The following is a 12,401-nucleotide window of genomic DNA, read 5'->3' on the forward strand; positions in this document are numbered from 1 at the left end:
GCGCATGAGAAAAGGGATTTTGGTTTTATTATTAACACTGGTTGCTTGCACCACGAATCAGCCTATTAAAGGTACCGCCATTGATGAGATGAACGTTGAACTTCGTCAAGGCATTGCCGGAAATCAAGCCCTACATAAAGAATCTGAAAGCCGAACTCCTAGTAAAATCAGTAAAAAATTAATGCCTGGTATTAAGATTCGTTCCCCACAACGAAATTTTTTGACACGTCGTTTTGATATCTCGGTTAAAGATGTTCCGGCTAGAACGTTTTTCACAGGCCTCTTTGCTGATACACCGTTAAGTGTCGTAATTAGTCCAGAAATTCAAGGCAATATTACCTTAAATTTAAAACGCGTCACCATTGAAGAAGTCCTTCAAACGTTAGAAAACGTCTATGGGTACGCTTACAATCGTATCCCTGGAGGTTATGAAGTTCTACCGAATACCTTAAAAACGCAGATTTTTGCGGTGAATTATTTAGAGCTTGAACGAAAAGGTCGTTCCAGAATGACATTAAGCTCAGGGGAAGTGACTCAAACTCCAGCCACCAATACCACTAACACCGCTTTTGGTGGCTCCTCCACATCAAGCACAGGAAATACGACCAACGTTGAAAGTCGGATTGGTGAGGTCGATACTACCAGCACCGTTGATTTTTGGAAGCAATTAAAATCTACTTTGGAAAGCATCATTGGCACGGAAGGAGGCCGTTCCGTGACAGTGAATCCTTTAGCCGGTGTTGTGGTTGTAAGAGCCATGCCCAAAGAATTAAAGCAAGTGGAGAATTATTTGGATTTGGTTCAAAACAGCATGGACCGTCAAGTGATTCTTGATGCAAAAATTCTAGAAGTGACCCTGAATGACGAATATCAAATGGGAATCGACTGGAAAATTTTTGGCGCGCAACTTAATGCCTTAAGCGATTTTACAACGGCAGGTGCTGACATCACTCAGGATGATTTCCCAGACGCGTTTAAAATTGATATTAAATGGAATACCAGTTTTACAACTACGATTCAGGCCCTAGAAACCCAGGGTAATGTCCAGGTATTATCTAGTCCGCGAGTGGCGGCAATGAATAATCAAATTTCTATGATAAAAGTTGGAACGGATGAGTTTTTCGTAACGAACATTAACTCAACTCAAAATATCGCCACAGGATTAGCGGCGACAAACCCCACTCAAAGCGTTGATTTAACGCCCTTCTTTTCTGGAATTACGTTAGACGTAACCCCACAAATCGATGCTAATAATAATGTAACGTTACACATTCATCCCTCTGTCAGCTTAGTGCGTGACCAGCGAAAAACCATTAATTTGGGCGAACAAGGGGGTGTCTTGGAGCTGCCATTGGCTCGTAGTACAATTCGAGAATCGGACACGATTGTCCATGCTAAAAATGGCCAGGTGGTGGTTATTGGCGGTTTAATGCAAAACCAGACCGAAGAAGATATTGCACAACTTCCGTTTTTTGGCAATATTCCTTTTTTAGGAACACTGTTTAGAGCGACCAAACAAAGCTCAAGAAAAAGTGAATTGGTGATTTTGCTTAAACCTACTGTGATCAATCAAAAATCCATGACACGTCATTTGATTGAGAGTACGCAAAAAGTAGCTCGTTTAAAACAAGGCTTTCATATTGGCGGCCGCCCTGATATTTATGGAACGGAAGGTGAAGAGCCTGTGAGTTTTGGCCCTGAGGCAGGATATTACAGCCAGCCTCGATCTCGATAGTGCAAAAGGGAGTTAAAAATGTATCTAGAACATTTTAAATTAAGCAAACCGCCCTTTTCCTTAACACCGAATACGGAGTTTTATTGTGAATTGCCAACACACCAAGAAGCCTTAAATGTTTTATTACTAAGTCTACAACATGGTGAAGGGTTTATAAAAATACTAGGTGAAGTAGGTACAGGAAAAACATTGCTTTGTCGTTTATTGCTTAATGCGCTCGATGCTGATTTTGTAACCGCTTATATTCCAAATCCTGATCAAAATGCGGATAGCTTGCGTTTGTCCCTGGCCACGGAACTTGGACTTAAGCCTGAAAAAGATTTGCCGCAGCATCAGTTGTTGGATGCGATTAATTTACGTTTGCTGGAGTTACATAAAGCGGGTAAAAAAACAGTGTTACTCATCGATGAAGCGCAAGCGCTGCCTGAAATGTGCTTAGAAGCCATTCGATTGCTGACTAACCTTGAAACGGAAGAGAAAAAACTCCTGCAAGTTGTTCTTTTTGGCCAACCAGAATTAGAAACAAAATTAGACAAGCCTTCATTGCGGCAGTTAAAACAACGCATTACATTTTCATATACCCTAAAACCCTTAGCTAAACACGAATTGGATGTGTATTTATACCATCGCTTGGCAAAAGCAGGGTATACCTATGGATCATTGTTTTCAGCGGGTGCAAAAAAGCAGCTATTTCGCGCTAGCGGAGGGTTACCGAGATTATTAAATATCCTTTGTCATAAATCGATGTTGGTTTCTTATGGTCGCGGAGCCAACACGGTGGATGTAGCGGCTGTAAAAAGAGCGGTTGCAGATACCGAATCCGCGCAATCTACAAAAAAACATCGCTTAAACTCCAACATCATGCTGACGGTGGTTAGTGGACTTGCGCTTAGCTTAGTGTTGATTGTTTATTGGAAGTTGGGATTGCTCTAATGAGTCTTTTAAATGAGATGCTTAAAGATCTCAGTGAGAATAAATCCAACGTAAAACCAACGTTAACGTTTATTCCTCCACAACAAAGCGCTACTAAAATTCGGTTTCTCAAGGGAACAGTTTGGTGTATAAGCATTCTAGCGCTCAGTTTTATTATTATATTAATTTTAAAAGGATTTAAGTCGCCAGAGTCTTTTACTAGACCTACTCGCCAAATTCAGCTTAATCAGGCTAAGCCTTCAAGTGCGTCTGTTCGCTATGAGTCTTCGCTTGTAAATATCCCTTATCACGAGTTGGCTCAGCCGAAATTGTCTAGGGAGTCGATCAGCCAATCAAGTAAACCAGACACTAAACTCCCTCCGCCATTACAAGCTCTGCCATCCTCGCTGGTCAGCATTAAAGACTTTGAACAGCAGGCGTCTAGAATAAAACCAGCTATACTTGATTATGAAGAAAAAAATAGGCCAATAGTTAAAAAAAAGAAAACGCACGTTGAAAAAGTATTTAATGAATTAAGCGATGAACAATGGCACGATTACACGCTGAATAAAGCGTTAACGGCGGTGCAGGATGGAGAGGATTACAAAGCCATACAGCTATTGAATCAAGTTATTTTTAAATTTCCTACCTCGCTTACCGCACGAGAAAGTCTGGCCGCGGTTTATATGTCCAACGGGCAATTAGGTAAAGCCATGCAGGTTCTCGATGAGGGGTTGTCGTTTAAGCCAAAGGCTATGGGTCTTAGTACGATGAAGGCTCGATTATTATTCGAGCAGGATAAAGCAGCTGAAGCATTGAAAATTCTGTCGCAGTTTACGCCTGATATATACCGCAACCCAGACTTTTATGGCTTATTGGCTGCCGTATACCAAACCGTTGATCGAACCAAGGAGGCTGGTAGTTTGTATCAAAAGTTGGTTGAAATTGATCCATCTAATGGGCAATACTGGTTGGGTTATGGTATCGCGTTAGAGCATAGGAATGCGACGCAACAAGCAGTTAGTGCTTATCGCCGAGCGAGCGAAAGTTACGAACTTGATCCAGCCGTGCGAGCTTATGCCGAGAGCCGTTTAAAACTGTTGCAGGGTTAGTGTATGAAACGAATTCGACTTGGTGAGCTATTATTAAAAGAACATTTAGTAGATCAAGCAACCATAGATAAAGCCAGCGAACAACAGAAAAAAACTGGAAAAAAATTCGGTCGCGTGCTCATTGATATGGGTATTATTAAAGAAGATCAGCTACTAAAGTTGTTAGCCAAACAATTGGATATTCCTTTCCTTGATTTAAATTACTATGATCTAGATAACGCTCTAATCCAGCTTTTACCAGAAACTTATGCAAGAAGATATCGTGCGTTAGTCTTGAAAAAAGAAGATGAAGCTTTATTAGTGGGATTGACTGATCCCCTTGATATTAATGCGTTTGATGCCATTTCAAGGCTTCTCAAGCAACCCGTTAAAATGGCTGTAGTCAGCGAGAGTGCTTTATTAAAAGTCATTGACCGCGTTTATAGAAGAACCGAAGAAATCAGTAATTTTGCTGAAGAGCTTTCAGGAGAAATCTTTGATGAGGTAACGCTTGCGGAAGATGAGCTCTTTGATGAACAAGCTGAGAGTGAAGAACAAGCGCCGGTAGTAAAGCTGTTGAATTCTTTATTTCGTGACGCGGTTCAAGCCCGGGCATCGGATATTCACATCGAACCCGATGAACATTCATTAAGAATTCGCTTTCGAGTCGATGGGGTACTGAATGAAACCGTGCTTGAAAATAAGCGCATTATAAATGCACTGATTCAACGATTAAAATTGCGAGCGAATCTTGATATCTCCGAAAAGCGTATTCCCCAGGATGGCAGATTTAATTTTACACTGAAAGGTAAAGCCTTTGATGTGCGGGTGTCAACCATGCCCACAGCAAATGGTGAGGCGGTTGTGATGCGGTTATTGGATCAATCGTCTACTGTCGCGGATCTAAATGATCTCGGTATCCCAAAGTCTATGATTAAAGAGCTCGAAAAAATATACACGAAACCTTACGGAATGCTATTAGTCACAGGTCCCACAGGAAGCGGTAAAACGACCACACTTTACAGTGTTTTATCGCGGCTAAACACGCCTGAACGTAAAATTATTACCGTCGAAGATCCTGTTGAATACCGAATACCACGCATTAATCAAGTTCAAGTCAATCCCACCATTGAGCTAACGTTTGCGCGTATTTTGCGTTCCATGTTGCGCCAAGACCCAGATGTGATCATGGTGGGAGAGATTCGAGATACTGAAACCGCACGAATTGCCATGCGCGCTGCTGTTACTGGGCATTTGGTGTTAGCAACCTTACATACGAATAGCGCGATGAGTTCAGCAATGCGCTTAATTGATATGGGTGCTGAAGGCTATATGGTGGCCGCAGCGGTTAAGGCGATTATTGGCCAGCGGCTGGTACGAATAATTTGTGATGCATGTAAAACTGATCATACCCCCAATGAAACTGAAACGGTTTGGCTAAAATCAATGGGCGTTGACCCCATTCGGACATTTAAAGAAGGTCAGGGTTGTTCAATTTGTAACTTCAGAGGCTATGTCGGGCGAGTAGGCGTGTATGAATTATTAGAAATGACCCCAGAGATGTTAGATGCCTTAAGAAGAAATGATTCTTCAGCGTTCACAAAAGCTGCATTAAAGAATGAGACGTATCATCCTTTAGCTAAGCAGGTATTGGAGTTAATTATAGATGGCACAACTTCTATTAGTGAGGCAATCCGCGTGATTGGTCAATTAGATGAAGAATTTCAATTAAGAGAGGTCAAAAACCCTGAGAAAGCAATTGCTACTGGAGCAGAACTGCGGCAGTGAGTGTTTTATGCCCATTACGCACGCGGCTCATTATTAATTCAAAAGCAGTTCACACTGCTTTAAATATTGTAATTCATCTGGCATGGTTTGATGGCGCTGGGCTAACCATAATGCTTCAGCCAAGCAATCCATTATCTTATGTTCTACTTGTGCTGGATCATGATATTTTTGAACCAACGTTTGAAAAATGGAACGAATGCCTGTTGGGCGATCGGTTGCAACTTGGTCGCGGATGGCTAAATGAAGTCCCATGTGTAAAAAAGGATTCGTTTGGCCAAGCTCTGGATAAAAGGCTTGTTCAGATTCCGGCGACAGTCGTTCAAGCACGTTATGATATTCGGGATGGTCAATAACGACATCCACTATCTGCTGCTCCACCGCTGAAAGGGGCTGCTTGTTTTTATATTTTTCCCAGCTGGTGAAAAATAGTTGTCGCGTATCTTGTACTGTGTTGCCGTAGAACATGATATTAAATTCCCCCGCACGATAAAAAATGACTTAGGGCAAGATGATACCACTAAGTATAATTAGTAGCACACGTAAATGCTCGTTATTTGCTCAAATTAGAATTTTGCCCTGGAAAATGACTAAAGTCAGATTGACACCTCGTAGGGTTTATGAGATAGTTTTGCTGCGAGGTTGGACTTGCTATGTGTCATTCCACTGGGTCAATTGGCGACACACTGATTGGCCCTTTCTTTATAATACAGCTAATTTAAACGCTAAATATATCATTAATAGCCCACTTACAAACTCGACTCTCCGCCATATCTTTGCCTGCGTCAATTGTTCTGCAAAAAAGTAAGCCAGCCATGTTAATGCAGTAAACCAAACTAAACTAGAAGTAATCACTCCCATTAAAAACAACTTTGGATGATCAGGATATTGACTACTCCCGCCCCCGATCAAGACTAATGAATCAATAATGGCATGAGGGTTTAACAAACTAAATCCTAATGCCAGAAAAATAATTTTTGCACGACTTAACGATTGATGGCTTAACTGCAATATAGCGGCACTAGATTTTAGGGCGCTTTTTAATGAACGACCACCGTAAAATAATAAAAATATCGCACCAATCCAAGACATCCAGACTTGAACCCCTGGATGAAGTTCTAAGGCATGATGTAAGCCTATAACGCTAAGAGTCACTAAGATCACATCACAAAAAAAGCAGGTAATAGCAGATAAAACAGCATGCTTTCGCAAAGCCCCTTGGCGAATCAAAAAAATATTCTGTGGGCCTAGTGCCATAATCAAGGATAAACCCAGCCCTAACCCACTCAAAAATATCGGCATCAAGACACCTCAGGAGTAGAAATTGTCTATTCGGAAAACCTAAAATCAATCTCTTTACGATAATGTACCAAAAATCCAACTGCTGATTATAATTTGTTCACTTAGATTTGTAAATGGTTAATTTCCAGGGCGCTCGTACCTATCTTAAAGCACAAGGATAGGTTGTAAAACAACCGTTAGGAAGCTGATCGAGTCGAAGATTATCGGCCTTAATATTCTCATGAATCATACCCAGCTCGTGTAAATGTTAAAAATTATAAAAAAAATTTAGCGACAAAATGCCGCCAAATTAAATTATTCGACATTTAATTAATCACTCTGTCTTGTAAATAAATAGTTATTTGCATTGAAAAATTTATTGGACCTTGAAGTCCTTCAAACAAGATTGCATGTTACCATGTGTGCGGTATAAAATGCTCAATTTGTTCGTCCTGCCAATGAATACCCAAGTTTGTGATTTTAAGGAGGGAGCGTGGGCTCTTTGTTAAAAACCAGTGTATTAGCGGTGTGCGTAGCTTCTGCATTATGCGTAGGTTCTCCATCGCTTTTTGCCGCAGAAATCGATGCGGCCAATGAATCCAATAATGCAGTCAATGAATCGACTAAGCCTGCTAGTGACTCGAATAAGAAAGCTAATGGTTTTCGATGGACCAATCCTTTAATCGATGGCTATTATCCGGTCTATCCTGAAACCAAGTCTGCGACTGGGGAAAAAGAAAAGCTAATCAAACGCGGTGAATATCTAGCCAAACTGGGCGATTGTATTTCATGCCATACGAATGTGAAAGCAGGGACCCCTCCCTATGCGGGAGGGTTACCCATTGATACTCCTTTTGGCACCATTTATAGCTTAAATATTACCCCGGATAAAGAAACGGGGATTGGCAAGTGGAGCGAAGAAGACTTTATTCGTGCTGTAAAACATGGGCGAGACCCAAAAGGCCGGAATTATTTCCCAGTATTTCCTTACGTTTACTTTGCGAACATCACTGATGATGATGCCAGAGCTTTATATTATTATTTCATGAATATCCCGGCGGTTAACCTTCCCAACAAAAAACAGCCGCTTCCCTTCAGCATGCCAGGTGCAAGCCTTGGAATGTGGGGTTGGAATTTATTGTTCTTCTATCCCAATCAGAAGTTTGAATACAATCCCGAGCATAGCGCAGCCTGGAATCGCGGCAAATATATTGTCGATGGTCTAGGGCACTGCAGCATGTGCCATACCCCATTAAATTTATTAGGTTCACCGAAACATCGCTTCTATTTAACCGGTGCGTTTATCGACGGTTACTGGGCACCGAACATCACTAAGTGGGGATTACGAGATGCTAACCGCTATGATGTTGCTGATGTCTTTCTCAAAGGCGAGTTGATAAATATGGCGGGTCCCGTTGCGGGCCCTATGGCTGAAGTGAACCACAATAGCTTGAGTTATCTGACGGAAGAGGATCAGCTGGCGATTGCCGAATACTTGAAAACTGTCGTTAGCGAAGAACCTTTAGGCATGGCTCCTACCCATAAGCAACCCACGCTCAAACGTGGTAAACAAGTCTATGTCAACACCTGTATTATTTGTCATCAAGATGGCAAAATGGGTGCTCCATTAATTGGCAATGGTGCAGGTTGGACGATGCGCCTTAAAAACAATGGGTTATCCGGTCTTTATCGTCACGCTATTCATGGCTATAACAGCATGCCCCCTCGAGGCGCTTGTGTGACTTGCTCAGATGAAGATGTGATTTCTGCTGTGGATTATTTATTGAATAAGTCCCTCTCTCGTTCCGAATGGATCGATCTGAAATCTGGGGGCGTTACCAAACACAAGCCTAACGGAAAGACCATCTATAAAGAAGCATGTGCTGTTTGTCATGATGAAGGGAAAATGGGGGCACCCAAAATTGGTGATCAAGAAATATGGAAACCATTAATTGCACAAAACTTTGATGTATTGATCCAAAACACAATCAACGGGAAAGAGCATCCTGTTAACGGCGGCTGTAAACATTGCACCACCGGCGAAGTGATTGAGGCGATCAAATACATCGTCAGCCAATCCAAGACGGAAGGCAATTATACTTTATGGTGATTGAACAATAACCATTATATATAACACGATTATTTGTAAGGGGCGGGAATGCTAAAGAGGTTAAACGTCTGCAAAACAGTTTTCATGCTTTGTGCGACTTTGATTAGTTATGATATGTGGGCTGCGGCTGATCCATGGCAAATGAATATGCACAAAGGGGTTACTCCCTTAAGTCATGATATGTACAATATTCATATGGTCGCTATAGTGATCTGCGCCATCATTGGAATTGTGGTGTTCGGCGTAATGCTTTATGCATTAATTCATCACCGTAAATCCAAGGGGTATACCCCTGCTGCCTTCCACGACAATACCCGCCTTGAAATTATTTGGACCATCATTCCTTTTCTGATTTTATTTGGTCTGGCTATCCCCGCCACAAAAGTACTTATCCGCCTAGAGGATGATAGAGAATCGGATGTAACGATTAAAGTGGTTGGTCACCAATGGAAATGGCAATATGAGTATCTTGATCAAGGCATTAGTTATTTCAGTAATTTATCGACGCCTTACGCTCAAATCGCTAACGAAGAACCCAAGGGTGAATGGTACTTATTAGAAGTGGATCGTGAAGTAGTCGTTCCAATTCACAAAAAAATTCGGTTTCTCGTCACCTCAAACGATGTGGTTCATTCTTGGTGGGTGCCTGAGCTAGGCGTTAAGCGCGATGCCATTCCTGGGTTTATGCATGAAGCATGGGCTCGCATTCAAAAACCAGGAGTTTACCGCGGACAATGCGCAGAACTATGTGGAATTAACCACGCGTACATGCCCATTGTGGTTCGTGCAGTTACGGATGAAGAGTTTGAACAGTGGGTTGATAAACAAAAAAAAGTGGAAGAACAATACAAAGCAACAGAAGATAAACCTGCCGAACAGCGAGTTATGACCCGTGCAGAGCTGATGACGCTAGGCGAAGCAAAATATAATTTAATTTGCTCTGCTTGCCACAAACCAGATGGTACTGGACTTCCGCCGATGTATCCTGGTTTAAAAGGCAGTTCAGTCGCCGTTGGCAAACCCATTTCTAGACACATCAGTATCGTGCTGGATGGCGTCCCAGGTACCGCGATGCAACCCTACAAGGCGCAATTTACGGATGAGGAAATTGCAGCCATTGTAACCTATGAGCGCAATGCCTGGGGTAATAACACGGACGACATTATTCAACCCGCCGAAGTGGCGAAGGTAAGGCAGGGTGAAAACATACAACCGAAAATGGTTAAAAAAGCTCAAGTTGGAGGTTTAAGATGAGCCAAGTGCTAACACATGATGATGAACATGAACATCATGGGCCTGAACAAGGCAAAGGGGTGATCGGGTTTGTAAAGCGTTGGCTTTTTACAACCAACCACAAAGACATTGGCACGCTGTATTTATGGCTTGCTATGAGCAGCTTTTTTGTAGGTGGCGCCATGGCGTTAGTCATACGCGCGGAGCTCTTTCAACCCGGTAAACTTTTGGTTGACCCCAATTTCTTTAATCAAATGACCACCATGCATGGGTTAATTATGCTGTTTGGAGTCGTGATGCCGGCATTTACTGGGCTTGCCAACTGGCAGATTCCGATGATGATCGGAGCCCCCGATATGGCATTACCTCGTCTAAATAACTGGAGTTTTTGGATTTTGCCGTTTGCGTTCGGCCTTTTGCTTTCAACAATGTTTCACAGCGGAGGGGGGCCTAACTTTGGGTGGACGATGTATGCTCCACTATCGACACGATACGCTCCTCCCAGCACAGACTTTATGATCTTTTCAGTGCATATGATGGGGCTTTCCTCGATTATGGGGTCAATCAATATTATTGCCACCATTTTAAACATGCGTGCCCCAGGCATGACCATGATGCGGTTGCCGATGTTTGTTTGGACTTGGTTAATTACAGCCTTTTTGCTCATTGCCATCATGCCTGTTTTAGCCGGAGCTGTGACCATGATGTTGGCTGATCGCCACTTCGGTACGAGCTTCTTTGAAGCAGCAGGCGGCGGGGATCCTATATTATTCCAGCATGTATTCTGGTTTTTTGGTCATCCTGAAGTTTATGTTTTAGTACTTCCTGCGTTTGGCGTCGTTTCGGAAATCATCCCTACCTTCAGCCGGAAACCGCTGTTTGGATATCATTTTATGGTTTATGCGACGATTAGCATCGCCTTGCTCTCATTCATTGTCTGGGCGCATCATATGTTTACGACGGGTATCCCGTTGGGCGCTGAGTTGTTTTTCATGTACGCCACCATGTTAATTGCTGTCCCAACGGGAATTAAAGTATTTAACTGGGTGGGAACTATGTTTAAAGGTTCAATGACCTTTGAAACACCGATGTTATTTGCGGTTGCGTTTGTCTTTTTATTCACAATAGGCGGTTTTACTGGGCTGATGTTGTCATTAGTTCCTGCTGATTATCAGTATCAAGACACTTACTTTGTAGTAGGACACTTCCATTACGTTCTTGTGCCAGGTGTCATTTTTGCGCTCTTAGGGGCAATCTATTACTGGCTGCCGAAATGGACAGGGCGTATGTACAATGAAACCATGGGTAAATGGCATTTTTGGCTGTCTGTGATTTCTGTAAATCTGCTATTTTTCCCCATGCACTTTTTAGGATTAGCTGGAATGCCCCGTCGAATCCCTGATTATGCCTTGCAGTTTACAAACTTTAATATGATCGTTACTGTCGGTGCTTTCGCTTTTGGTTTGTCGCAGTTACTATTTCTAATTAATGTGGTTAGAACAGTGCGGGGCCATGGCCTGGAGGTGGATGCCAGGGTGTGGGAAGGTTCTCATGGTTTGGAGTGGACTTTATCATCACCTCCGCCATATCACAGTTTCTCAACGCCACCTAAAATCCATTGAGTTGCATATGGCTGTAAAATCACACACGCGAGTACTGGTGGTGTTGTTTGCTATCGTGATAGGTATGTTTGGGTTTGGTTTTGCCTTAGTGCCTATTTATAACAGTCTTTGTAAGGCGCTAAATATCAATGGCAAAGTCACCCTTGAAGCGGCGGCATATAATAGTCATACGACCGTTCAGAAAGAGCGAGAAGTGTTGGTTGAATTCGTTGCAACCAATAACAGTGGCATCCCTTGGAATTTTTACCCCAAGGTGCGTAAATTGAGGGTACATCCAGGTGAAATTGCTAAGCTGTCGTTTTACGCTGAGAACAAAACAAATTACCGGATGACGGTCCAAGCGATTCCAAGTGTAACGCCAGGAATTGCAGCGAAATATTTAAAAAAGACCGAATGTTTTTGCTTTGTGCAGCAGACATTGAATGGTCATGAGGCCATGGATATGCCCTTGCTATTTCATTTGGATACGGATTTGCCTGAGCGGATTAAGACCATAACGTTGGCTTATTCCTTATTTGATGTGACGGATCGGGTCTAACCCGCTAACGCATTCAGAGTCTTAAATTAAGGGGATTGATCCTTGATTTCATCCTTCATTCGGAAGTTTCATCAAGGTGACTTGGTTCAACACA

Annotated in this window: 10 protein-coding genes; 8 read left to right on the forward strand and 2 right to left on the reverse strand. The window is 42.5% G+C overall.

Annotated elements, in window-relative coordinates; translation table 11 throughout:
* The first annotated feature begins 4 nt into the window (after positions 1-4).
* From mshL to E1O47_RS03370, 4 genes are read left to right on the forward strand one after another with little or no spacing between them, the layout of a single operon-like run.
* Positions 5-1,735, forward strand: a complete 1,731-nt coding sequence (gene mshL / locus E1O47_RS03355; protein WP_133129856.1) for a pilus (MSHA type) biogenesis protein MshL — start codon at positions 5-7, stop codon at positions 1,733-1,735.
* A gap of 18 nt (positions 1,736-1,753) precedes the next feature.
* Positions 1,754-2,668 carry an ExeA family protein gene (locus E1O47_RS03360; RefSeq protein ID WP_133129857.1) on the forward strand — a complete coding sequence of 305 codons (915 nt, stop codon included), beginning with the start codon at positions 1,754-1,756 and terminating at the stop codon, positions 2,666-2,668.
* Entirely contained in the window at positions 2,668-3,759 is a 1,092-nt protein-coding gene (locus E1O47_RS03365; RefSeq protein ID WP_133129858.1) for a tetratricopeptide repeat protein, read from the forward strand. The genes E1O47_RS03360 and E1O47_RS03365 overlap by 1 nt, the downstream gene beginning before the upstream one ends.
* 3 nt (positions 3,760-3,762) lie before the next feature.
* The gene (locus tag E1O47_RS03370; protein WP_133129859.1) at positions 3,763-5,526 is read left to right on the forward strand and encodes a GspE/PulE family protein; all 1,764 of its coding nucleotides are present in this window, start codon (positions 3,763-3,765) and stop codon (positions 5,524-5,526) included.
* A 33-nt stretch (positions 5,527-5,559) separates the two neighbouring features.
* On the opposite strand, the gene E1O47_RS03375 is transcribed toward E1O47_RS03370, so the two are convergent.
* Both E1O47_RS03375 and E1O47_RS03380 read right to left on the reverse strand, forming a co-directional pair.
* Positions 5,560-5,991, reverse strand: a complete 432-nt coding sequence (locus E1O47_RS03375; RefSeq protein WP_133129860.1) for a DUF1841 family protein — start codon at positions 5,989-5,991, stop codon at positions 5,560-5,562.
* Positions 5,992-6,225: 234 nt separating this feature from the next.
* Positions 6,226-6,825 (reverse strand): LysE/ArgO family amino acid transporter, encoded by a 600-nt coding sequence (locus E1O47_RS03380; protein ID WP_133129861.1) that lies wholly within the window; start codon positions 6,823-6,825, stop codon positions 6,226-6,228.
* Between the two features lie 661 nt (positions 6,826-7,486).
* Here E1O47_RS03380 and E1O47_RS03385 point away from each other — a divergent pair.
* The 4 genes from E1O47_RS03385 to E1O47_RS03400 are packed head-to-tail and all read left to right on the forward strand — an operon-like array spanning position 7,487 to position 12,307.
* Entirely contained in the window at positions 7,487-8,914 is a 1,428-nt protein-coding gene (locus tag E1O47_RS03385) for a c-type cytochrome (protein WP_242601994.1), read from the forward strand.
* A 48-nt stretch (positions 8,915-8,962) separates the two neighbouring features.
* Positions 8,963-10,168: a cytochrome c oxidase subunit II gene (gene coxB, locus E1O47_RS03390; RefSeq protein ID WP_133129862.1), complete on the forward strand. Its 1,206-nt coding sequence runs from the start codon at positions 8,963-8,965 to the stop codon at positions 10,166-10,168.
* On the forward strand, positions 10,165-11,769 hold the full coding sequence (ctaD, locus tag E1O47_RS03395; RefSeq protein ID WP_133129863.1) for a cytochrome c oxidase subunit I: 1,605 nt from the start codon (positions 10,165-10,167) through the stop codon (positions 11,767-11,769). The genes coxB and ctaD overlap by 4 nt, the downstream gene beginning before the upstream one ends.
* 7 nt (positions 11,770-11,776) lie before the next feature.
* Positions 11,777-12,307: a cytochrome c oxidase assembly protein gene (locus tag E1O47_RS03400; protein WP_133129864.1), complete on the forward strand. Its 531-nt coding sequence runs from the start codon at positions 11,777-11,779 to the stop codon at positions 12,305-12,307.
* The last annotated feature ends 94 nt before the right edge of the window (positions 12,308-12,401 follow it).

Source organism: Legionella yabuuchiae (genome assembly GCF_900640115.1).
Lineage (GTDB): Bacteria > Pseudomonadota > Gammaproteobacteria > Legionellales > Legionellaceae > Legionella_A > Legionella_A yabuuchiae.

Excerpts from the sequence above, each read along its gene's own strand:
- E1O47_RS03375 (WP_133129860.1), bottom strand. The coding sequence starts at position 5,991 with ATGTTCTACGGCAACACAGTACAAGATACGCGACAACTATTTTTCACC.
- E1O47_RS03400 (WP_133129864.1), top strand. The coding sequence starts at position 11,777 with ATGGCTGTAAAATCACACACGCGAGTACTGGTGGTGTTGTTTGCTATC.
- E1O47_RS03365 (WP_133129858.1), top strand. The coding sequence starts at position 2,668 with ATGAGTCTTTTAAATGAGATGCTTAAAGATCTCAGTGAGAATAAATCC.
- coxB (WP_133129862.1), top strand. The coding sequence starts at position 8,963 with ATGCTAAAGAGGTTAAACGTCTGCAAAACAGTTTTCATGCTTTGTGCG.
- E1O47_RS03370 (WP_133129859.1), top strand. The coding sequence starts at position 3,763 with ATGAAACGAATTCGACTTGGTGAGCTATTATTAAAAGAACATTTAGTA.
- E1O47_RS03380 (WP_133129861.1), bottom strand. The coding sequence starts at position 6,825 with ATGCCGATATTTTTGAGTGGGTTAGGGCTGGGTTTATCCTTGATTATG.
- ctaD (WP_133129863.1), top strand. The coding sequence starts at position 10,165 with ATGAGCCAAGTGCTAACACATGATGATGAACATGAACATCATGGGCCT.
- E1O47_RS03360 (WP_133129857.1), top strand. The coding sequence starts at position 1,754 with ATGTATCTAGAACATTTTAAATTAAGCAAACCGCCCTTTTCCTTAACA.
- mshL (WP_133129856.1), top strand. The coding sequence starts at position 5 with ATGAGAAAAGGGATTTTGGTTTTATTATTAACACTGGTTGCTTGCACC.